The sequence below is a fragment of the Ensifer sp. 22460 genome, from assembly GCF_052044935.1.
Taxonomy (GTDB): domain Bacteria; phylum Pseudomonadota; class Alphaproteobacteria; order Rhizobiales; family Rhizobiaceae; genus Ensifer.
Genome location: NZ_JBQENZ010000008.1, coordinates 230,737 through 251,909, shown reverse-complemented (window position 1 = coordinate 251,909; position 21,173 = coordinate 230,737). Strand labels below are relative to the sequence as shown.

The following is a 21,173-nucleotide window of genomic DNA, read 5'->3' as shown; positions in this document are numbered from 1 at the left end:
CCTCGTGTTTGAGGACAGGCGCCGGGGCAGGGCGACACGTACCAGGGAAATACGAACGGCGGCTGACGAAAATCAACAACGATCCCGGACCGCCGAAATGTTGGCGTGTTTTCGGCTCAGCCTGCACTTCAGGCAAGAAATAGCGTTTCGCCGCCGCTCTGTCCCGAACAAAAATCGTCTCCAAGGCATGTGGGGCTCAGCGACAAGGAGCGTTGCCGCGATGAAGGGCCGGGCAAGTCTTTTTCGCCCACAAGGAGATGCGTGCGTGTTTCCCGGCGCGTGCCGAGGAGTGAGTGATGAGTATTCAGTCTGCGAAATCCGAACATAAACTGGCTTGGGTTACCGGCGCGAGCGCGGGTATCGGGCGGGCGCTGGCGCTCAAGTTGGTGCGCGAAGGCTATTCGGTGGTCGTCACCGCCAGAAGTCACGAGAAGCTGGTGGACCTGCAGCATGAGGCGGCGGGTGACGGAAGGATCACGGTTCTCGACGGCGACGTCACCGACCCAAAGGACATGGAGCGCGTGTTGGCTGCGATCGAGTACGATCATGGCCATCTGTCATTGGTGATCCTCAATGCCGGAGTGGCCGTCCCGGTGCGAGGCGATGATCTCCATCGCGAAGCCTTCGAGAAGAGTTTCGCAGTCAATCTCAATGGGGTGGTCAACTGCCTGCTGCCGGCCGTCGCGCATATGAAGGCGCAGGGCTTCGGCCACATCGCCATCGTGTCTTCCGTCGCCGGCTATGGCGGATTGCCCACCAGCGCCGCCTACGGTGCCTCCAAGGCGGCGCTGATCAATATGGCCGAAAGCCTGAAGTTTGATCTCGATCGGATCGGCATCCGCCTGCAGATCATCTGCCCCGGCTTTGTCGATACGCCCGGCACCGCACGAATCCGCTTTCCGCGCCCGGCTCTCGTCAGCTCCGAACAGGCGGCGGATCGCATCATCGCGGGTTTGAAGTCCCGACGCTTCGAAATCACCTTTCCGCGGCATTTCACCTATGCGGTGAAGCTCATGCGTCTGCTGCCCTATAGCCTCTATTTCGCTCTTATCAGGCGGCTGACGGGTGTCGTGACCGAGGCAAGAGAAGCGAAGAAGCACGCCGGCTCCGGCGAGCGTCGGCGTCAGGCCGTGTGAAGCACCAGCACGGCGCCGAAGATGAGGCCAAGCCCGACCCAGCCGATCGGCTTCAGTTTCTGTCCGAAGAGCAGCCGTCCGCAGATGGCCGTTCCGAAGATCCCGGTCGCGCCAAGCACGGCATAGGCGATAGCGAGTTCCATGCCCTTGATCGCCTCGGCAAGCAGCGCGAAGGCGGCAAGCACCAGCAGGATGGAGAGGGCGCCCCAGCCGCGGCGGGCAAACCCTTCCGATTTCGTCGAGGCGAGGTTGGCGGCGACATCGAGGATGCCTGCCATCACGGCCAAGGCGAAGTAGATGCTAGGCGCGCTCATTGGCTGCACCTTCCACCGCGGCTTCGTCCTCGTCGTGGCGCTCGCCGGCATTGACGAGCAATATGCCGACGATCGCCATCGAAAGCCCCAGCATTTCGCGTCCGGTCAACACATGGCCGAAGACGAAGACGGAAACCAGCGTGATGATTGCGACGCCAGAACCTTCCCATATCGCATAGGCGACACCAACGGAGATCGTCTTCACGGCCTTGGCCAGGAAGATGTAGGAAAGCGCGATCGAGACATACATGACGATGTGGCCGAGATAAGAGCCGCTCGAAGAGGCGGCTTTCATCACCGTCAGGCCCACCACTTCGGTCGCGATGGCGAGCGCGAGGAAAAACCATGCAAGGCGCATGCGGAACCTTCAAAAGAGAATTGGAACGACCGCCTCTTAAGCGCTACGCGTGACGCGGTAAAGACGCGCCATGCGCGTTCCTATTCGAAGACGATCTGGCGGACGTCGATGTTGCGGGCGCGAAAGCCGGCTTCGCAGTAATAGAAATAGAACTCCCACAGCCGCTTGAAGCGCAAGTCGAAGCCCAACGGCTCGATCCTGTTCCAGACCGACCAGAAGCGCTCGCGCCATTCGCCGAGTGTCCGGGCGTAATCGATGCCGAAGCCGAAATCGTTGATCATGCGCAGGCCGACATGGCGGCCAAGGTCGATGAGATGTTCGCGCGTAGGCAGCATTCCGCCCGGGAAAACGTATTTCTGGATGAAGTCCGGATTGGAGCGGTACTCCTCATAGGCTTCGGGCTTGATGGTGATGATCTGCAGGCCGGCCTTGCCGCCGGGCTTCAGGCATTGCTTGAGCTGCGAGAAATAGGTCGCCCAGAACTTTTCGCCGACCGCCTCGAACATTTCGATCGAGACGATGCGGTCATAGGTGCCTCTTTCCTCGCGGTAGTCCTGGAATTTCAGTTCGACGCGGTCGGCAAGGCCGGCCCGGTGGATGCGTTCGCGGGCGAAGGCCAGTTGCTCGCGGCTGATCGTCAACCCGGTCACCTTGCAGCCTATCTCGCTCGCTGCAAATTCCGCAAAGCCGCCCCAGCCGCAGCCGATCTCCAGCACGTGGTCGCCAGCGCGCAGGTTGGTGGCTTCCGCCAGTGCGCGATATTTGGCCGCCTGCGCGGAGCGAAGGTCGTTGGCGCCGGTGGCGTAGAGTGCGGACGAATAGGTCATGCTCGGATCCAGCCATTCGCTGTAGAAGGCGTTGCCGAGGTCGTAGTGAGCTGAGATGTTGCGGCGTGCGCCGGTTTTCGTATTCGCGTTGCGCCAGTGCAGGAACTTTTCGACAAGATGAAGCAGGCCACGCGCCCGGTTCGGGAAGTGCTTGCCGATCTCGGCATTGACGAGGAAGAGCTCGAGAAAAGCGCCGACATCGGGACTGTCCCAGTCGCCGTCGATATAGCTTTCGGCCGCCCCGATCGTGCCGCCTGTCACGGCGCGTTGCGGCAGGTTCCAGTTGTTCAAGGTGAGGATCGCGCTTGGGCCCGCTCTCTTGCCCCTCATCACCAGTTTGCGGCCATCCGGCACCGTGAGCATCAATGTCCCGGCCTGAAGATGCACGAGCGCGCTGAGCACCATGCGTGCCTTCAATGGGAAATCCCGCAGGACCATCGAGAGATTCTCGGCGGAAAGCTCCTGTGCGCCGTTGAACGCGGCGAGACTTGCTTCCAGCTCACGCATACACCACCCCCTCAGCTGTTGCATCCGTAAGGTGAGCCTAGCGGCAATCGCCCGAGACGCCAACCATGGATTTCTACCGGGGGCCTGTATCCGTTACGGTTCTCTCGGCGGGCTTGTGATCTCGCGGAACGCTGCAAGCGCCCGATCCCGCGCAAGGGCGTGGTCGACGATCGGCTTTGGATAGGTTGCGCCAAGCTCGATGCCGGCGCCCGAAAGCACGGCAGCCGGAGCCGCAAAGGGGCGATGGATGTAGCGTGGCTCCAGCCGACCAAGTTCCGGGACGAATCGCTTCACATAGGCTCCATCCGGGTCGAACTTTTCGCCCTGGAGAACAGGATTGAAGATCCGGAAGAACGGCGCCGCATCCGCGCCCGACCCCGCGACCCATTGCCAGCTTGCGGCGTTGTTGGCCGGATCCGCATCCACGAGGGTGTCGCGAAACCATTGCTCGCCTTTCCGCCAGTCGATCAGCAGGTCCTTGATGAGGAACGAGGCGGCGATCATGCGCACGCGATTGTGCATGTAGCCATGCCGCCAGAGCTGTCGCATGCCGGCGTCGACGATCGGGAAACCGGTCAAGCCCTTGGTCCAGCGGGAAAAATCGCCGTCATGGTCCAGCCAGCGGAAACGATCGAACCGGCGATCGAGATTGCGACGCGGGAGTTCGGGATAGTGAAACAACAGATGGTAGGAGAATTCGCGCCAGGCGATCTCCTTGCGAAAGGTGGCAACACCTTCACCGCCATCGGTCTCGATTCCCTGCGTCGCGTGCCAGACCTGCGCCGGCGAGATTTCTCCGAAGGCGAGGTGGGGAGAGAGCAGGGATGTGCCGTCAGCCTCTGGACGGTCCCGGCGCACTTTGTAGTCTGCAAGCTTTTCGTCGATAAATTCGTCGAGGCGAGTGGTCGCGCCTTTTTCCCCCGGCGCCCATATTTCGCTGAACGTCGCTGCCCAGTTCGGTTTCGTTGGCAGAAGCGACCACGCGTCAAGCTGTTCTGAAGGGGGCCAGCTTTCCGGCGTCGCGATCTTTTGCGGCTCGTCGATCGGTGGAGCCGGCTCAACCTTCGCTTCGAGCGCGCGCCAGAAAGGCGTGAACACGCGATAGGGCCCACCGGTCGTCGTCAACAAGCGCATGGGCTCGTGCAGCAATTGCCCGGCAAAGCTCTCGGCCGCGATGCCCTGAGCTGCGAGTGCTTTCTTCAGGGCCGTATCGGTGGCAATGCTACACGGGTCGTAGCGGCGATTCCAATGGACACGCTTCGCTCCCGATAGGCGCGACACTTCGCTGAGGACGTCCAGTGGGTCGCCGGAGCGGAGAATGAGTCGCGAGCCGATCCGGCCCAGTCGAGCCCCTAACGCTTCCAGCGAATGGTGCAGCCACCATTGCTGCGCCGTGCCCAGCGGACCGTTGCCGCTTTCGTTCGGCTCCCGGATATAGAGCGGAATGACGGCAGCCTCATTGGCCGCAGCCGCAAGGGCCCTGTTGTCGCCAAGGCGCAGGTCCTTGCGGAACCAGACGATGATGGGCGCCGCGTTTGTCATAGGTGCCGTCTAGGACTGGGATTGATCACCGGGGGAACTTAGGTGCAAAATGAAAAAGAGCCATTCGCATTTTCTGCAAATGGCTCTTTTTGAAACTGGCTCCCCGGGCCGGATTCGAACCGGCGACCTGTCGATTAACAGTCGAATGCTCTACCGCTGAGCTACCAGGGATCATCCGCGCCGCTGTTTCGCTGTGCGCTTCAGAAGTGAGGCTGCTAATACGCATGCTTTTCCGATTTGCCAAGCGGTTTTTTCAAAAAAAATGACAAGTTCGGTTGCGAGGCTGTGGAGAAGTCCCCAATTGTGGGAAAAGATGCCGGATAGGGAATGATGAATAAAAACAGGAAGCAGCCGCATTTCGGGATTGATCCGCAGACGCGTCAGATCGTGCTCGGGAAGTGGCGCATCACGCTGCCGGAATCGCCACTGCTGCGTATCCTGTTGGGCTCGCTTCTGGTGTTCTTTGGTTTTCTTGGCTTTCTGCCGGTGCTCGGCTTCTGGATGATACCGCTGGGCCTCATCGTGCTTTCGCACGATATCCCATCCGTCCGCCGTCGCCGGCGTCGCCTGGCTGTTTGGTGGGCGCGCTGGCGCGGACGAGCCGATTCTTCGAACGGCTCGTGAACCGGAGCTATTGCGGTCAAAGCACCCGCCCCGAAGCGGCTGAACCCTTTGTTGAGGGAGGCCGCCGAAAACTTTTCGGCAACCCATCAAACGCATAATGCAGTCGCGAATCAGGATGGGGACGCATGGCCAAAGCCACTACGAAACGTCGAAGCCGGAATTCCGGTCGGAGCAGGGGCAAACAAGGCGGTATGGCGCCGTGGTATCTGGCCGCCGCACTCACTGTCGGCGGCGTGGTCGCTTACGATCATCGCGCCGAACTGCAGCATTGGCCGGTGGTATCGGACGTGGTCGCGTTCACGTCCCGACACGAGTCGAGGCCGAAGCCCGTTCGTGTCGCGCAGAAATCGGACGCGCGTCCCGCGCAGCAGGCGGAGAAGCAGAAGCCGAATCCGATGACAAGAGTTGCCCTCGCCGCTCCGGTGCCGTCCGTCGACGTCGGCGCCAAGGCGCCGACACCCGTGGTGCGGCCCAATGAGGAAGTGAAGACGGCATCCGTTCGCACGGATCAGTTTTATTTCTGCGGGATTCGCAACGACAACTGCGTGATCGACGGCGCCACCTTCCTGTACCACGGCGAAACGATCCGCGTGGCAGACGTCGATGCGCCGCGTATTCGCCAGGCAAGCTGCGACAAGGAACGTTCGCGCGGCTTCTATGCCAAGCAGCGCCTGCGCGAATTGTTGAATGCGGGTGACTTCAGGCTGGAAACGGCGAGCGGCCGTCAGGATGCCAAGGCCGGTGAAAAGCTGCGGCTGGTCACCCGCGGCGACCAGTCTATCGGGCGTGTGCTCGTATCCGAGGGACTGGTGCGGCCGTGGACAGGACACGCGACGCCCTGGTGTTGAGGCCACCCCAGATGCGATCGGCGGAGGTTCGCGATCGCTCTGTGGAAAGTATCCGTCTTACAAATCGACGGCGCGTTTTTCGGAAAATGCCTCTTGCGGTTTTTCTGCAATCATTCTAAATCCGCGCCAACGCTCGGTTATCCGAGCTGTGAGGCCTCGTGGCGGAGTGGTGACGCAGAGGACTGCAAATCCTTGTACCCCGGTTCAATTCCGGGCGAGGCCTCCAAAAACTCTCACCTCATTTTAGTGTGGATAGACGTTCTGCCTCGGGGCAGAGCGATTGCATGGTTGCCTCCCCACGCCCGCGCAAGCCACGTCCATTAGCTATCCGTTGGATCTTATCGCTTCGGTGAAATCGGTAGAGGGGGAACGATGACTCCGCTGACATCAGCCGCATCGGTAGCGTCCGTCATCATCAAAACGGAGGCAATGGCATATATGAAGACGAAACTTGTCCTGACGGCCTTGGCCCTCTTCGCTGCGACCACATTCGAGGCGCGGGCGGAGGATCTGGTTTTCAAGCTGAAGAACAACACCAACGCAGTGCTGACGAACTTCTATACGTCGCCTGTGGGTGTCAATGAGTGGGAAGACGATGTTTTCGGCCGGCAGGTGCTGAACCCCGGAGAAGACATGGAGATCACCATCGCCGACGGCCGGGAGGTCTGCAAGTACGACATGCGCTTCGAGTTCGAAGAAGGCTCCGACCTCGATACGACCGAAGACATGCAGGACCTCTGCGAGCTCGGCGAGTACACCATCCACGAATAAGAGGCGCGCCTTCAGGTCGCCATCAATAAACAGAGCCTCGCCACCGCAAGCGGTGGCGAGGCTCGGTCGGATGCCAGATTTACCTCGGAATCAGTGGTAGCGGCGCATCAGCCCGACGAGCTTGCCCTGGATCTTCACCCGATCGGGCCCAAAAATCCGCGTTTCGTAGGCAGGGTTCGCGGCTTCGAGCGCGATCGATGCGCCCTTGCGCCGGAAGCGCTTCAGCGTCGCTTCCTCATCATCCACGAGCGCCACGATGATATCGCCGGGATTGGCCGTATTGCCATTGCGGATGATCACGGTGTCGCCGTCGAAGATGCCGGCTTCGATCATCGAGTCGCCCTTGACTTCGAGAGCGTAGTGTTCGCCGTTGCCGATCATGTCGAGCGGAACGGTAATGTCGTGCGTGTTGTTCTGGATGGCCGAGATCGGCACACCGGCAGCGATGCGGCCCATGACCGGCACGGAAACCGATGTGTTGTCGGCCACGGGCGTGGGCTTCGGCGGTGCGGCAGGAGCGGCCGCTGGCGCCTTGCCGAGGCTGCCCTCGATCACGCTGGGCGAGAAGCCGCGGCGGGGCTGCTGCTGGCTGGATGCGTAAGCCTCCGGAAGCTTGATGACCTCGAGCGCGCGGGCTCGGTTCGGCAGACGGCGAATGAACCCGCGTTCTTCGAGTGCCGTGATCAGACGGTGAATGCCGGACTTCGACGCCAGGTCGAGCGCATCCTTCATTTCATCGAATGATGGTGGGACGCCTGACTCCTTCATGCGTTCGTGAATGAAGAGAAGCAATTCCTGTTGCTTGCGGGTCAGCATGGCACGTCGCTCCCAGAGGCGTGAAACAAATCAAGAACAGACACTATCTGTTCCATATGTGTTCCGCAAGTGCCTAAAATTCCGTGAATTCAGACAATTGGCGCGTCTGTGCGTGTCGATTGGTCACTTTTACGGGAGCAGAGCGGGTTTGGGCGATGATCGTGCCCAAACGGAGGGCGGCGGCGTAGCGCATTGCGCGACGGCACGGCGATTCGAACGAATCGCGAGCGTTTTCGTGCAAAGAGGCTAGGCCGGCTGCGTGGCGGCGCAGGCGTCTTCGAATTCCTTCACCGTCTCGGCGCTGTTGTCTTCTGGAAGTACGGCGTCCGCCGCATCGGTCGCGACCGGCCTGTCGCCATCATAGACGAACGACTGGATGTAGAACGCGATCGCACCCTTCCACACCTTGCGTCCATCGATCTGATGGCACGGCACGGCGCTCTCGAAATCGGTCTGAAGTTCGTCCACCGTGGCGGCGCTGAGCTTGACGTCAGGCATATTGGGCGATGCGACTATCGAAGCGAGAAGCAGGGCGGCAAGCACGGTGATCGTCCACTTTGATGCAAGGGTGGGACTACGGGGCGGTTAACGATGTGAACCGCGCTTTCGTTCCGAAGTCCAGCAAGCTTGGCGATCACTGTCATGTGTTCAACAGCTCTTTGAGTGCAGGCTGTGGCCGTTTTGCGCCAGGGGCACACAGCGGCAAAGCCGCCTCAGCCTGGCGCGCCGTCCTTGCCGCAATCGCTTGGGTTGCGCCAAGTCGCGGCCTCGCTGCCGGCGTGCACAAATCCGTGTTGTGAAGATGTCGCACCGTCTCGACAGGTTGTAAAAAAACGATAACTTTGCGGGAAAAATGGGGTGGTTGCATGCGTAGATTGTCGTTGGCGGTTCTCGGTCTGTTGGTGGCGGCCGGAGCGGCCTCAGCTGAAGAAGGGCGTTCGAATATCTGGAAAGAGGTCAATGCCTGGACGGTGGGCTCCGATCCGTCCTTGGGCGGCTCGTGCTATGCGGCGACGAGCTACGACGGCGGAATGATCCTTCGAATCGGCTTCTATCCGAGAGGATCGGCGAACCTGGCGTTTCTTTCGATCGGCAATGCCGACTGGAAATCGATCGAGCCGCAGCGGGAGTATGACGTCGCCTTGCAGCTCGACCGTGGCCGCCAGTGGCCGGCTGTCGCGTTCGGCGTGGACCTCACAGGCTCGAAGGCTCTGGTCGTCAACTTCTCCAACACCGACTTCTTCACCGAATTCGTGCGCAAGAACACGCTGGCGCTGGCGTTCGAAGGGCGCGTCGTGGCGAGCCTCAGTCTGCGCGATTCGATGAAGGCCGTCAGCGAGATGTTCAAATGCCAGGAGGCGGTGATTGCGTTGATGCCAAACGGCGGGCAGGGGGCGGCCGCCGATCCGTTTGCGGGCGCCGGCGGGAATGCGCCAAACAATGACCCCTTTGCTGGTGGCGGCCAGACCAAGTCGTCGAAAGATCCCTTTGCCATGTGATCTTTGGCGTGAGCGTCGTTCCGCTGCGAGAGGTGAATATTCCTAAGATTTTGCATGGGTTGCGGGTCACCCACCCTCGACAGTCACGCGGCGACCTATCAAAATGCGGGCAAACGGGGGTTTTGCATGCGTAGATTGCTGTTCGGGTTGGTGAGCTGTCTGATGGCCACGGGACCGGCCGTGGCTGAGGAGTCCGAGATCATCAAATGGAAGGAAGTCGGCGGCTGGACCGTTGCTTCCGACACGTCGATGGAAGGCTCGTGTTTCATCACGTCGATATTCGAAGGCGGAATCAGGCTGCGCCTGGGGTTCTATCCCAAGGGCTCCGAATCGCCACTCTACATGAGTTTCGCCAGCGACGATTGGAAGTCGCTCGAGGTCGGCAAGGACTATGACCTGACGTTCCGCTTCGACAAGAGCGATCCCTGGAGTGCGGCGGCGACCGCCGCCGGCGACGAGAGCGGCAAGTTCCTGTTCGTGAACGTCACCGATGCGGAATTCCTGACGGGGTTCGTGCGCAAAAGGACGTTGGCGATCGCCTTTGACGATCGCGTTGTCGCAAACCTCAGTCTGCGCGGCACCGGCCCGGCGGCGGAAGAACTCCTGAAATGCCAGCGAGCCGTGGATGAGATCATCGCCGACGAGGGCCGCAAATCCAAGGAGAAGAAGTCCGATCCGTTCAACGCGCCAAACGAGAAACGCTCAGCGCGTGATCCGTTCAGCCTCTAACCCGCGGCTTGAGTGAAAGGCGGAGGGCCCAGTCGTCGTCTGCCCGAGGCGAACCACACGGCGCTGACGCCTGCCGACAAGCGCTCGTTAAAATGAAGCACCGCCAGGGATGGCGGTCCATCGTCGGACTATATTTCTTGGGAAAATGGCGGACAGGGTGGGATTCGAACCCACGGTACGGTTTCCCGTACGCTGGTTTTCAAGACCAGAGCCTTAAACCACTCGGCCACCTGTCCTTGCCTGAGCTCGCAGTCAACTGCTTACCGGGCACGGCGTTATTGCGCAAAGCCCCGTCGCTTTGCAAGATTTAACATGCGTCGCTGAAAGATTTTCTCGATGGCCGGACTGGAGTGCGCGGGCACGCTTTGCCGGTAATCATCTGTAAACCATAACGCATGAAATCCGGCGCTGATCTGTGGATGAGTTCGCATTTTCGCCTTGTTGCTGTCATGTTTACTCGACTGTTCCGTTTCGGGACGCCGAGATTTCCGCTGGGGGCACGAGCGGAAGGTTTCGAGTACGGCTTATTCGATCGATGTTGTGGGACAGATGACATCCAGTAAAAATGCGGCATATCTGGTCAAGGGACTGCGCCTTGCGGCAATTCCTGCGCTGTGCGTAACGCTCGCGGCCTGCGGATCCACGTCGAGCATCAAAAAGAAGCCGCGGAGCAAGGAATACTTCGCCGAATCCGTTTACGGCGTGAAGGCGAGCCCGCGCGTTGCCACCGGTAACAACATCCCCAAGGGCGGCGGACGCTATCAGGTCGGCAAGGCCTATCAGGTCAAGGGCAAGTGGTATCAGCCGAAGGAAGACTTCGGCTACAACAAGACCGGTACGGCTTCCTGGTACGGCTCGGCCTTTCATGGTCGCCTGACCGCCAACGGTGAGGTCTATGACAAGGCCCATCTGTCGGCCGCCCATCCGACGTTCCCGCTGCCGAGCTACGCGCGCGTCACCAACATGGAAAACGGTACGTCGGTCATCGTGCGCGTCAACGATCGCGGCCCCTATGAATTCGGCCGGATCATCGACGTTTCCTCGAAGACGGCCGACATGCTCGATATCAAGCGCAAGGGCAGCGCGCAGGTGCGCGTGCAATATGTCGGCCGCGCGCCGCTTGAAGGCAACGACATGCCCTATCTGATGGCGTCCTACGTCCAGAAGGGCGAACGTGGCCCGAGCGTGATGCCGGAAGGCCAGATCGCGACCGGCGTAATGGTCGCCTCCAACGAGCCGTTCCGCAATCAGACCCTTGGCACGATCACCGTCCCCGCAAAGGCCTCGCTCGATGTTGGCGAACCGGTGACGGCGCTCGCAGCCCCCGTGCCGCAGTCCGCCCAGCCGCAATCGCTGAACGAGTTCGTGATGCTGCCGGAAATCGGCCCGATCCCGCGTGAGCGGCCCGAGTTCATCCCGATGCCCGACGGCAACATGGCCTATGCTGCAGCTTACGTCGAAGTCCGCGTCAGCGACGCCGAATCGCCGTTTGAAGCGATTATGGTCGACCGGAAGCAGCTTACCCCAAGTGATTGTCGATTACGCCAAACGCCAGAAAGCAAGCGGTTCTGTCCGATAACCGCAGGCGGCGTTGTGCCAAAATGACCTCGCTGCTATGCCCAAGGGGAAACCGGAGTTTCCCATGCGCATGAAGATGTTCTCGGCAGTGTTTTTCGGCGTTGCGCTGTTTACAGGCGCCGTATTCGCGCAGACACCGGCGCCCACTTTCGACACCAAGGCAAAGCAGATCCTGCTTGTCGATGCCGAAACCGGCACCGTGCTTTTTTCCCGCGCCGAAAACCAACCGATACCGCCTGCATCGCTCGCCAAATTGATGACGATGGAGGTCGTGGCCGAAGCACTCGGCAAGGGCGCGCTTTCCGCCGAAACCACCTTCGACGTCTCCGAGCACGCCTGGCGCACCGGCGGTGCGCCCGCCGGCACTTCGACGATGTTTGCCGCATTGAAATCCCGCATCCGCGTCGCCGATCTCCTGCAGGGCGTCGCGGTCCAGCTTGCCAACGATGCCTGCATCATCCTTGCCGAAGGCATGACCGGTAGTGAGGGCGCCTTTGCCGAGCGCATGACGGCGCGCGCTCGCGAGCTTGGCATGCCGGTTGCGACGTTCCGCAATGCCACGGGGCTTCCGGATCCCGGCAACCAGATCACCATGAGCGAACTGGTAACGCTCATTCGGCACCTCCATGAGGCACATCCGGATCTCTACCGGCTCTATTCGCAGCCGGAGTTCGAATGGAACAAGATCCTGCAACGCAACAAGAACCCGCTGATCTCGGCCAACATAGGCGTGGACGGCCTGGCGACCGGTTTTGCCGAAGGCTTCGGTTTCTCCCTGGCCGCTTCGCTGCAGCGCGGCGACCGCCGGGTCTATCTCGCCATGGGCGGTCTCGAAACCGAGAAGGAGCGCATCGAGGAGAGCCGCAAGGTACTCGACTGGGCAATGACCGCCTTCGAGAAGAAACGGATTTTTGCCGACGGGGAGGCGATTGGCGAAGCGGCCGTCTATGGCGGCGATGCCGCCGATGTGGCCTTGGTCGCCGGCGGCCCGGTCGACGTGCTGTTGCCGGTCGACAATCCGGAACGGCTGACCGCACGCATCGTCTACAAGTGGCCGTTGCGGGCGCCGGTGACGGCGGGGACGGAAGTCGGTGTTGTCAAATTGTGGAACGGCGAGAAGCTGCTGCGCGAGGTACCGGTCAAGACTGCCAGCGCCGTCGGGCAGGGCACGCTGACCAGTCGCGCTCTTGATGCGCTGCAGGAACTGCTGTTCTTCTGGATTTAGCCGCAGCTGGTTGCGGCGAGGGCGGTTCCCGCCAATTCATCGCCACCTGACGGTTTCACACCGCGGACCAATCGGCTAAACAGGGCCGGAGCGGAATGAGGAAAAGTGCGCGCGGTTTTCCGCCCGCAGTCCGCTCTAGCTAAGAACAGGTCACGATGCTTTCAGGTCGAATCGACCTGAAAGCATCGTGACCTGGGTCGCATGCCGATATGGGAACGCATGGTGTCGCTGAAAAAAGGTCTGTTCGTAACATTCGAAGGCGGGGAGGGCGCCGGCAAGTCGACGCAGCTCCGTCTTCTCGCCGAATCCCTGCGTGCGCGCGGCTACGAGGTGTTGACGACACGCGAGCCTGGCGGTTCGGCCGGCGCCGAAGCGGTGCGCCACGTGCTGCTTTCGGGAGCCGCGGAGGCCTTCGGGGTCAGGATGGAGGCGATCCTCTTTGCAGCGGCCCGCAGCGATCATGTCGAAGAGGTCATCCGGCCGGCGCTCGACAAGGGTACGATCGTGCTGTGCGACCGTTTCATGGATTCCTCGCGCGTTTATCAGGGCATCACCGGCAACCTGGAGCAAAGCTTCGTCGAAAGTCTGGAGCGTGTGGCGATCAACGGCGTCGTGCCGGATCGGACCGTGATTTTCGATCTGCCGGCCAGCATCGGCCTCGAGCGGGCGCAACGCCGTGCCGGGGACGACAATCCTGATCGTTTCGAGAAGGAGCAGCTGGAGACGCATGAGAAACGGCGGGACGCCTTTCTCGATATCGCCAGGCGCGATTCCGAGCGATGCCGGATCGTCGACGCGACGCAGCCTGTCGAGGCCATCTCCGCAGAAGTACTTTCCCTCGTCGAGGCCCTCCTGCCGCACGGCGACGGCACCGGCGCGTCGGCCGAGGAAGTCGTGTCATGAGCGCGGAAAGAGGCGGCGTCCTGGATGGCGCCATCGCGCCCGCCGAGAACAATCGACTGTTCGGCCACGAACAGGCGGAAAACTTCCTGGCGCAGAGCTATCGCTCCGGCAAGGGACACCACGCGATACTGATCGAAGGGCCGGAGGGGATTGGTAAGGCGACGCTTGCCTTTCGCTTTGCGCATCACATCCTGAAACATCCGGAACCTGCGGAAGCGCCTGAAGCGATTTCCGATCCCGATCCGGCTTCGGCCATCGGGCGGCAGCTCGCCTCGGGCGCCTCGCACAATCTCTTGCACCTGAGCCGCCCGATCGATGAGAAGACCGGCAGGGCGAAGGGCGCGATCACCGTCGACGAGGTCAGGCGCGCCGGCAAATTCTTCAGCCAGACATCCGGCACCGGCAACTGGCGCATCGTCATCATCGACCCGGCCGACGATCTCAATCGTAATGCGGCCAACGCCATCCTGAAGATCCTCGAGGAGCCGCCGCGCCGCTCGCTCTTCCTGGTGCTGACGCATGCGCCCGGAAAACTGTTGCCGACGATCCGCTCGCGCTGCCTGCCGCTGCGGCTGAAGCCGCTCGACGTCGCGCCGCTCAGTCAGGCTCTGGCGCATCTCGGTTTCGATCTCGAGGGCGAGAACGCCGAGCGCATCGTCGCGGCCTCCAATGGCAGCGTCGCCGAAGCGCTGAAGCTCATCAATTATGGTGGGCTGGAGATCGCCGCGACATTCGAGGGGATCCTCGCGGGGCAGGGCCCAGCAGTCCGGAAGGACATGCACAAGCTGGCCGACGTGCTCTCGGGCAAGGACAGCGAAACGATCTTCGAATTCTTCCAGGCTCTCGCAAGTGACCGCATCATGCGCGACGCGCGGGAGGCCGCGATTGCGGGAGACATCGTGCGCGCCGAGCGCTTCGCGCGGCTTTCGGCCTCCGTGACCGAGCGGCTGACCGTCAGCGATGCTTATAATCTCGACCGCAAGCAGACCATCCTGTCGCTGCTCGACGATATAAAGGCGGCGCTATAGCGCCGCCTGGAAGCGCCACTTGTGCTCGATTGCCGCCTGCAGATCGAGCTTGTGGTGGTGCGCGAAAAGCAGCACATGCCCGAGCAGGTCGGCGGTCTCGTCGGCCATCAGGGACCTGAGTTCGTCCGTTGATATTCCGTGGCGCCGGCCGCGACCGCTGAGCTTGTTCCAGATCTGGGTTAGCTCGCCCAATTCCTCCTGCATCTTCAGGATGAACCAGTCGGGGTCGCGCTCGATGCCGTGCGCGCCGGCATAGCCGGCGGAGGCGGTTTCAAATTGGCTGCCAAGTCGATCCAGCATGATTCACCCTCTTCCGTTTGTTTCTGTTTTGTTCTAGGTCGCGCATGCTGATTGCGCAAGGCTGGCAGCCCCGGCGGCCGCTTTCGCCTGCGGGGCTTTTCATGGATCGCATGTTTCTTCCTTGCGGCGTATGCGCTAAGAGCGTGCGTAGCTTAATCCGAGATAGATCGAATCCGCCTATGAGAGACACGTCCCCTTTCTACATCACCACCGCGATTTCCTACCCGAACGGCCGGCCGCATATCGGCCACGCCTATGAGTTGATCGCGACGGATGCCATGGCGCGCTACCAGCGCCTTGATGGACGTGACGTGTTCTTCCTGACCGGCACCGATGAGCACGGCCAGAAGATGCAGCAGACGGCGCGCAAGGAAGGCGTGACGCCGCAGGAACTGGCCGACCGCAACTCCGCGGAATTCCAGAAGATGGCCGTGCTATTGAATGCGTCCAACGACGACTTCATCCGCACGACCGAGAAGCGCCATCACGATGCGTCGCAGGACATCTGGATTCGCATGGGCGAGGCGGGCGACCTCTACAAGGATTCCTACGCCGGCTGGTACTCTGTGCGGGACGAAGCCTACTACCAGGAGAACGAGACCGAACTGCGCGACGATGGCGTCCGCTACGGCCCGCAGGGAACGCCCGTCGAATGGGTCGAGGAGCAGAGCTACTTCTTCCGCCTCTCCGCCTATCAGGACAAGCTCCTGAAGCACTATGAGGAAAACCCTGACTTCATCGGTCCCGCCGAGCGCCGCAACGAAGTGATTTCCTTCGTGAAATCGGGTCTCAAGGATCTCTCGGTTTCGCGGACGACCTTCGACTGGGGCATCAAGGTCCCGAACGACCCGGCGCACGTGATGTACGTCTGGGTCGATGCGCTCACCAACTACATCACCGCGACCGGCTATCTCGACGATCCCAAGGGTCCGCGCGCCAAGTTCTGGCCAGCCAACATCCATGTGATCGGCAAGGACATCATCCGCTTCCACGCAGTCTATTGGCCGGCTTTCCTGATGTCGGCCGGGCTGCCGCTGCCCAAGCGCGTCTTTGCACATGGCTTCCTGCTCAACAAGGGCGAGAAGATGTCGAAGTCGCTCGGCAACGTTGTCGACCCGTTCAACCTCGTCGAGCATTTCGGCCTCGACCAGATCCGCTACTTCTTCCTGCGTGAAGTCTCCTTCGGTCAGGACGGCAGCTACAGCGAGGAGGGGATCGCGACCCGCATCAACTCCGATCTCGCCAACGGCATCGGCAACCTGGCGAGCCGCTCGCTGTCGATGATCGTCAAGAATTGCGACGGCCAGGTCCCGGTCTGCGGTACCCTGACCGACGAGGACAAGGCGATGCTGGCGGCCGCAGATGCGCTGCACGAGATCACGCGCGACGAGATGGGCAAGCAGATGATCCACCGGGCGCTGGCCGCGATCATCGCCGTCGTCTCCGAGACGGACCGCTACTTCGCCGGCCAGGAGCCCTGGGCCCTGAAGAAGACCGATCCGGCCCGCATGGGAACCGTGCTCTATGTAACGGCGGAAGTGGTGCGCCAGATCGCCATCCTCTTGCAGCCCTTCATGCCGGACTCGTCGGCAAAGCTGCTCGACCTGGTGGCGGCGCCCGCCGACAAGCGCGATTTCGCAGCCCTCGGCGAGGCGGGACGTCTCGTGTCGGGCACGCCGCTTGAAGCGCCGAAGCCGGTGTTCCCGCGCTACATTGCACCGGAAGCGCAATAAGGCACTTTGAGCATGCTGATCGATACCCATTGCCATCTGGATTTTCCCGATTTCGAAGCGGAGCGTGACGCCATCGTCGCGCGGGCGCATGAGGCGGGTGTCGAGCAGATGATCACGATCTCGACCCGCGTGAAGCGGTTCGAGACGATCCTTGCGATCGCTGAGGCCTATCCGAATGTCTTCTGTTCCGTCGGCACGCATCCGCACAATGCGGATGAGGAACTGGACATCACGACTGAAGATCTTGTCCGGCTGTCGGTGCATCCGAAGGTGGTCGCGATTGGCGAGGCGGGTCTCGACTATTTCTATGACAACGCTCCGCGTGACGCCCAGGTCGAAGGCCTGCGCCGGCACATTGCCGCAGCGCGCGAAACCGGTTTGCCGCTCGTCATTCATAGCCGCTCGGCCGACGAAGACATGGCGGCGATCCTGACCGAGGAAACAGGGAAGGGGGCCTTCCCTTTCCTTCTGCACTGCTTCTCGTCCGGCCCTGACCTCGCGCGTATCGGCGTCGAGCTCGGCGGCTACGTCTCCTTCTCGGGCATCCTGACCTTTCCGAAATCCGAAGAGTTGCGCGAGATCGCCAAGACCGTGCCGCACGACCGGATGATCGTCGAGACCGACGCGCCTTATCTCGCGCCGAAGCCGTTCCGCGGCAAGCGCAACGAGCCGGCCTATGTCGCCCATACGGCTGCCGTGCTCGCCGAAACGATCGGTGTGAGCAACGAGGAGATCGCTAGGATCACCACGGAAAACGCCTTCCGCATCTTCTCCAAGATGCCGAGGGTCTGACGTGGCGTTCCGGCGCGCCTTCACCATTCTCGGCTGCGGCTCGTCGCCGGGCGTGCCGCGCATCACCGGTGACTGGGGCGCCTGCAATCCGGACAATCCGAAGAACCGGCGCATGCGCGCCGCTTTGCTGGTCGAGCAGACCGCGCCCGATGGTGGCAAGACGACCGTCGTCATCGACACTGGTCCGGATTTTCGCGCGCAGATGGTTGCAGCAGGGGTGCACCACATCGATGCGGTGCTCTACACCCATTCCCATGCCGATCATCTGCATGGCATCGACGATCTGCGCGGTTATGTCATTGAAAACCGGAGGCGGGTGCCGATCTGGGCCGATGCCTATACGATGGGGCGAATCCGCGAGGGATTCGGCTATTGCCTGGAATCACCGCCCGGCAGCGGTTACCCACCGATCGTAGAGCCGCGGATCATTCCCGACGATCTATCGCCTGTGGTGATCAACGGTGCCGGCGGGCCGATCCCGTTCCGGCCGCTGATGCAGTTTCACGGCAACATCCATTCGCTCGGGTTCCGAGTCGGCGACTTTGCCTATTGCAGCGATGTCAGCGACTTTCCCGCCGAAACCGTCGCCAAGCTCGACGGTCTCGATCTGCTGGTTCTCGACACCCTGCAGTATAAGTTCCACCCGAGCCATCTGTCGCTAGTGCAGTCGCTCGGCTGGATCGCCAGACTGCAGCCGAAGCGGGCGGTACTGACGCACATGCATGTGCCGCTGGATTACGACACGGTTCAGGGCGAAACGCCCGATCATATCGAGCCGGCCTACGACATGATGCGGCTCGAATTCGACGTCGGCGATCCGACGTCTGGTGACGCGTAAATCAGATTAGCATTCTTATCTAATATACGGATTCACTTGGAGAAATAGGGCGCCAGATTGGTGCGGATACGCTCCAGAACCGATGCGCCTGAAAGGTCCGGGACAAAGCGCTGACCGGTGATCGTCTCGAAAGCCTCGATATAGACCGCAGATGTCTGCTCGATGAGATCGACTGGAATTTCTGGGATCGGATCCTTGTAAGGGTCGCAGCGCGCGGTGACCCAGGCGCGCACGAAATCCTTGTCGAAGCTTTTCGGGCGCTCGCCGCGTTCGAAGCTCTGCTGGTAGCTGTCGGCGATCCAATAGCGGCTGCTATCGGGCGTATGGATCTCGTCGGCAAGAATGATCGTGCCGTTTTCGTCGGTACCGAACTCGTATTTGGTGTCAACGAGGATCAGGCCACGTTCGGCGGCGCGCTGCTGGCCACGGGCAAACAGAGCCAGCGCATATTGCCAGACCGTATCCAGCTGCTCTTTCGTCAGCAGTCCTTGCTCGAGGATCGCTTCGGCCGAGAGCGGCTCGTCGTGACCGCCGTCGAAAGCCTTGCTGGTGGGCGTGATGATCGGCTGCGGCAGCTTCTCGTTGTCGCGCATGCCGTCCGGCAAGGTGATGCCGTACATCTCACGTTCGCCATTGCGGTACTTGGTCAGGATCGAGGTGCTGGTGGTGCCGGCAAGATAACCGCGCACGACGACCTCAACCGGCAGAATGTCGAGCCGCTTGCCGATGACGACATTGGGGTCCGGATAGCTGACCACATGGTTAGGGCAAATGTCGGCGGTTTCCTCGAACCAGTAGCGCGCGGTCTGCGTCAGCACGTGACCTTTGTTCGGGATCGAGGTCAGGATGACGTCGAAGGCGCTCAGCCGATCCGTGGCGATGATGATACGGTTGCCATCGGGCAGATCGTAGTTTTCGCGAACCTTGCCTTTGTAGCGGTTTGGCAGTTCTGGAATGAAAGCATCTGAAAGAACGCGCAATTCGCTCATCACATCTGGCCTTGAAAGTGGTGCTTCGGTGCTGGAACGCTAAGCAGGCCGGAAAGGCCGGGTCAAGCGCGGCAAGGCAAGGATCAGCCGCAATCCATGTTTTCCGGCATATCCGGTAGTTCCATAATCTATCTTATGCGATCCTTGTGTGTAGCCGCAAAGTTAAAGTGTCCTGATCCTGCAAAGTTGGAATGTCACTCTCCCCGGGTTTTGCTGACCTGGGAGATTTCAGCTTGCGGCGCCCCATAGCAGGCTTGCGCCCGTGCCAAGCAAAAGCGCGTCCATAACGTGCCTGAACGTTTCAGGTGTGAGGCGAAGAAGAAACGGCTTGGCCAGCAGCGAACCAACCATCAACGATCCGCCGACCGTCAATCCCTTTGCCAGCGTGGCAAACGGCAGCGCGCCGAAACTCTGGAATGTGAGCGTCTTGGTGATGTAGATCGTCAGCGAGGCTGCGGCTTCGGTGCCAATGAAGCTCCCCTTCGTCAATCCATACCCCAGGAACACCGGAACGGATATGGGGCCGGTAGAAACAACGATACCCGTCAGGAAGCCGATGATGGCTCCGGCAAAGGCCAGGTGCCGCAAGCTCAGTTGCCGCAAATATGCGGCACACCGTCGACGCATCGGGATCATGGCCAGGAAGAAAATTCCAATGGTTGCATCCACCACGTGTGGAGGCAGAACAAGCATGGTCCGCGCGCCCAATGCCGCCGCCGGTATCCCGGTTGCTGCATAGGCCGCAACCGCGCGCCAATCGACGGAGCGCGACCATACAAGAATGCGCGAGACATTTGCCATCACCGCCGCCACCGCCATGATCGGGATCGCTTCCTTCGGGCCATAGACGTACGTCAAGATTGGCAAAAGCATGATCGAGGACCCCGTCCCGATGATGCCACTAATGACCCCGGCAACAAGACCAACGATGAGGACAAGAAGCAATTCAGGCTCCATCAGTTTCCGACCCATCGCGGATAGAAAAGCGCGAACGCCACCCTCGCCGGTGGTTTGCAGAATGCCCGGCGGCGGGCTGCTCTGCGTTGCTGTCATTCCAGTTTCTTGGTGAGGCGCTCAGCAGACCCGAACTCAGTCGCCACCTTTCCCGCATGCTGAAAGCCGAGAGCGATGAAGCTTGCGCCACTTCCAACGCCATTTTGGTGATCGGGCAGCCCTGCCCGATCGGCCAATGCTGCAAATCACCAACTTATGATATACAAAGTATATTATTCGAAATGCTTTTTAATCAATTGATTTTCATGGTAAATACCGAACGGAATTTGGATTGAATGGCCCATGCCTGGCCGGCACGACCATTTCCAAAGCGCTCGGCTATCCTATGCTCATCTTAGCTGGCTTGGATGGAGAGATCGGCGATGTTCAGGACCTTTGCCATTGCCCTCGGACTGACGACCCAACTTTTCACTGCAAGTGCGGTCCGCGCCGATGAACCTGTCGATACCGCGCGCGCGATCATTCAGGAGCAGATCGCAGCCTTTCTGCATGATGATGCAGAAACCGCCTATTTCTTCGCCTCACCGGCGGTCCGCGGCAAGTTTCCCGACAAGACCACATTCTTCGACATGGTCAAACGCGGCTACCAGCCCGTCTACCGGCCCGGCAACTTCGCCTTTGGCCGGTCGAAGGTCGTCGGCGATCAGGTCCTGCAGGAGGTGTTGATCTCGGCCCCTGATGGCAAGGACTGGACGGCAATCTACCAACTGGTGAAGCAACCGGACGGGAGCTACAAGATCAACGGCGTCATGATGCTGCAGGCAGCACCGGGGCCGGCGATCTAGGCCCTGCACAAAGCGCC

General features: G+C 60.9%; 23 protein-coding genes and 3 tRNA genes. 15 read left to right on the top strand and 11 right to left on the bottom strand.

What is annotated here, in order from left to right:
- The first annotated feature begins 296 nt into the window (after positions 1-296).
- Complete coding sequence (locus tag ACTJKM_RS12945) at positions 297-1,136, top strand: SDR family NAD(P)-dependent oxidoreductase (protein ID WP_058328197.1); 840 nt, start codon at positions 297-299, stop codon at positions 1,134-1,136.
- Here the strand turns inward: ACTJKM_RS12945 and ACTJKM_RS12940 are convergent.
- The 5 genes from ACTJKM_RS12940 to ACTJKM_RS12920 all read right to left on the bottom strand — a co-directional run bounded on the left by ACTJKM_RS12940 (position 1,124) and on the right by ACTJKM_RS12920 (position 4,855).
- Entirely contained in the window at positions 1,124-1,450 is a 327-nt protein-coding gene (locus ACTJKM_RS12940; protein ID WP_057255992.1) for an SMR family transporter, read from the bottom strand. The genes ACTJKM_RS12945 and ACTJKM_RS12940 overlap by 13 nt on opposite strands.
- Positions 1,437-1,808 (bottom strand): SMR family transporter, encoded by a 372-nt coding sequence (locus tag ACTJKM_RS12935; protein ID WP_440660446.1) that lies wholly within the window; start codon positions 1,806-1,808, stop codon positions 1,437-1,439. The genes ACTJKM_RS12940 and ACTJKM_RS12935 overlap by 14 nt, the downstream gene beginning before the upstream one ends.
- 80 nt (positions 1,809-1,888) lie before the next feature.
- Positions 1,889-3,142 (bottom strand): SAM-dependent methyltransferase, encoded by a 1,254-nt coding sequence (locus ACTJKM_RS12930; RefSeq protein WP_113512759.1) that lies wholly within the window; start codon positions 3,140-3,142, stop codon positions 1,889-1,891.
- A gap of 93 nt (positions 3,143-3,235) precedes the next feature.
- Complete coding sequence (locus tag ACTJKM_RS12925; RefSeq protein WP_058328199.1) at positions 3,236-4,684, bottom strand: cryptochrome/photolyase family protein; 1,449 nt, start codon at positions 4,682-4,684, stop codon at positions 3,236-3,238.
- Positions 4,685-4,780: 96 nt separating this feature from the next.
- Positions 4,781-4,855, bottom strand: a tRNA-Asn gene (locus ACTJKM_RS12920).
- A 156-nt stretch (positions 4,856-5,011) separates the two neighbouring features.
- On the opposite strand from ACTJKM_RS12920, the gene ACTJKM_RS12915 reads away from it, so the two are divergent.
- From ACTJKM_RS12915 to ACTJKM_RS12900, 4 genes are all read left to right on the top strand, one after another.
- Positions 5,012-5,308, top strand: a complete 297-nt coding sequence (locus ACTJKM_RS12915; RefSeq protein WP_375293108.1) for a hypothetical protein — start codon at positions 5,012-5,014, stop codon at positions 5,306-5,308.
- A 125-nt stretch (positions 5,309-5,433) separates the two neighbouring features.
- A complete protein-coding gene (locus tag ACTJKM_RS12910; RefSeq protein ID WP_058328200.1) occupies positions 5,434-6,156 on the top strand; it encodes a thermonuclease family protein in 723 nt (240 codons plus the stop codon).
- A 152-nt stretch (positions 6,157-6,308) separates the two neighbouring features.
- A tRNA-Cys gene (locus tag ACTJKM_RS12905) sits at positions 6,309-6,382 on the top strand.
- 212 nt (positions 6,383-6,594) lie between these two features.
- Positions 6,595-6,927, top strand: a complete 333-nt coding sequence (locus ACTJKM_RS12900) for a hypothetical protein (protein ID WP_058328303.1) — start codon at positions 6,595-6,597, stop codon at positions 6,925-6,927.
- A 90-nt stretch (positions 6,928-7,017) separates the two neighbouring features.
- Here ACTJKM_RS12900 and lexA read toward each other — a convergent pair whose 3' ends face one another.
- Both lexA and ACTJKM_RS12890 read right to left on the bottom strand, forming a co-directional pair.
- Positions 7,018-7,743, bottom strand: a complete 726-nt coding sequence (lexA, locus tag ACTJKM_RS12895; protein ID WP_058328201.1) for a transcriptional repressor LexA — start codon at positions 7,741-7,743, stop codon at positions 7,018-7,020.
- Positions 7,744-7,989: 246 nt separating this feature from the next.
- Positions 7,990-8,286 (bottom strand): hypothetical protein, encoded by a 297-nt coding sequence (locus ACTJKM_RS12890; protein ID WP_093232472.1) that lies wholly within the window; start codon positions 8,284-8,286, stop codon positions 7,990-7,992.
- 323 nt (positions 8,287-8,609) lie between these two features.
- On the opposite strand from ACTJKM_RS12890, the gene ACTJKM_RS12885 reads away from it, so the two are divergent.
- Together ACTJKM_RS12885 and ACTJKM_RS12880 are read left to right on the top strand one after the other, a co-directional pair.
- Entirely contained in the window at positions 8,610-9,242 is a 633-nt protein-coding gene (locus tag ACTJKM_RS12885) for a hypothetical protein (protein ID WP_156436915.1), read from the top strand.
- Between the two features lie 162 nt (positions 9,243-9,404).
- Positions 9,405-9,971 (top strand): hypothetical protein, encoded by a 567-nt coding sequence (locus tag ACTJKM_RS12880; protein ID WP_058328203.1) that lies wholly within the window; start codon positions 9,405-9,407, stop codon positions 9,969-9,971.
- 146 nt (positions 9,972-10,117) lie between these two features.
- On the opposite strand, the gene ACTJKM_RS12875 is transcribed toward ACTJKM_RS12880, so the two are convergent.
- Positions 10,118-10,207, bottom strand: a tRNA-Ser gene (locus ACTJKM_RS12875).
- Positions 10,208-10,520: 313 nt separating this feature from the next.
- Here ACTJKM_RS12875 and ACTJKM_RS12870 point away from each other — a divergent pair.
- The 4 genes from ACTJKM_RS12870 to ACTJKM_RS12855 all read left to right on the top strand — a co-directional run bounded on the left by ACTJKM_RS12870 (position 10,521) and on the right by ACTJKM_RS12855 (position 14,705).
- Positions 10,521-11,576 (top strand): septal ring lytic transglycosylase RlpA family protein, encoded by a 1,056-nt coding sequence (locus tag ACTJKM_RS12870; RefSeq protein ID WP_440660441.1) that lies wholly within the window; start codon positions 10,521-10,523, stop codon positions 11,574-11,576.
- 37 nt (positions 11,577-11,613) lie between these two features.
- On the top strand, positions 11,614-12,774 hold the full coding sequence (locus tag ACTJKM_RS12865) for a D-alanyl-D-alanine carboxypeptidase family protein (protein ID WP_440660439.1): 1,161 nt from the start codon (positions 11,614-11,616) through the stop codon (positions 12,772-12,774).
- A gap of 222 nt (positions 12,775-12,996) precedes the next feature.
- The gene (gene tmk, locus ACTJKM_RS12860) at positions 12,997-13,677 is read left to right on the top strand and encodes a dTMP kinase (RefSeq protein ID WP_440660437.1); all 681 of its coding nucleotides are present in this window, start codon (positions 12,997-12,999) and stop codon (positions 13,675-13,677) included.
- Positions 13,674-14,705 carry a DNA polymerase III subunit delta' gene (locus ACTJKM_RS12855; protein WP_058328204.1) on the top strand — a complete coding sequence of 344 codons (1,032 nt, stop codon included), beginning with the start codon at positions 13,674-13,676 and terminating at the stop codon, positions 14,703-14,705. Before tmk ends, ACTJKM_RS12855 begins: the two co-directional genes overlap by 4 nt.
- Here the strand turns inward: ACTJKM_RS12855 and ACTJKM_RS12850 are convergent.
- The gene (locus tag ACTJKM_RS12850; protein WP_058328205.1) at positions 14,700-15,005 is read right to left on the bottom strand and encodes a hypothetical protein; all 306 of its coding nucleotides are present in this window, start codon (positions 15,003-15,005) and stop codon (positions 14,700-14,702) included. The two genes, ACTJKM_RS12855 and ACTJKM_RS12850, sit on opposite strands and share 6 nt — an antisense overlap.
- A gap of 179 nt (positions 15,006-15,184) precedes the next feature.
- On the opposite strand from ACTJKM_RS12850, the gene metG reads away from it, so the two are divergent.
- The 3 genes from metG to ACTJKM_RS12835 are packed head-to-tail and all read left to right on the top strand — an operon-like array spanning position 15,185 to position 18,368.
- Positions 15,185-16,738 (top strand): methionine--tRNA ligase, encoded by a 1,554-nt coding sequence (metG, locus tag ACTJKM_RS12845; RefSeq protein ID WP_058328206.1) that lies wholly within the window; start codon positions 15,185-15,187, stop codon positions 16,736-16,738.
- 12 nt (positions 16,739-16,750) lie between these two features.
- Complete coding sequence (locus ACTJKM_RS12840) at positions 16,751-17,530, top strand: TatD family hydrolase (protein ID WP_058328207.1); 780 nt, start codon at positions 16,751-16,753, stop codon at positions 17,528-17,530.
- Between the two features lies 1 nt (position 17,531).
- Positions 17,532-18,368 (top strand): MBL fold metallo-hydrolase, encoded by an 837-nt coding sequence (locus ACTJKM_RS12835; RefSeq protein WP_057256049.1) that lies wholly within the window; start codon positions 17,532-17,534, stop codon positions 18,366-18,368.
- 32 nt (positions 18,369-18,400) lie between these two features.
- Here the strand turns inward: ACTJKM_RS12835 and ACTJKM_RS12830 are convergent, their stop codons facing one another.
- Positions 18,401-19,348 (bottom strand): phosphoribosylaminoimidazolesuccinocarboxamide synthase, encoded by a 948-nt coding sequence (locus tag ACTJKM_RS12830; protein ID WP_057256106.1) that lies wholly within the window; start codon positions 19,346-19,348, stop codon positions 18,401-18,403.
- Positions 19,349-19,585: 237 nt separating this feature from the next.
- A complete protein-coding gene (locus ACTJKM_RS12825) occupies positions 19,586-20,314 on the bottom strand; it encodes a sulfite exporter TauE/SafE family protein (protein WP_058328305.1) in 729 nt (242 codons plus the stop codon).
- A 419-nt stretch (positions 20,315-20,733) separates the two neighbouring features.
- Between ACTJKM_RS12825 and ACTJKM_RS12820 the strand changes: the two genes are divergently transcribed.
- On the top strand, positions 20,734-21,156 hold the full coding sequence (locus tag ACTJKM_RS12820; RefSeq protein ID WP_057250316.1) for a DUF4864 domain-containing protein: 423 nt from the start codon (positions 20,734-20,736) through the stop codon (positions 21,154-21,156).
- Positions 21,157-21,173 lie beyond the last annotated feature (17 nt).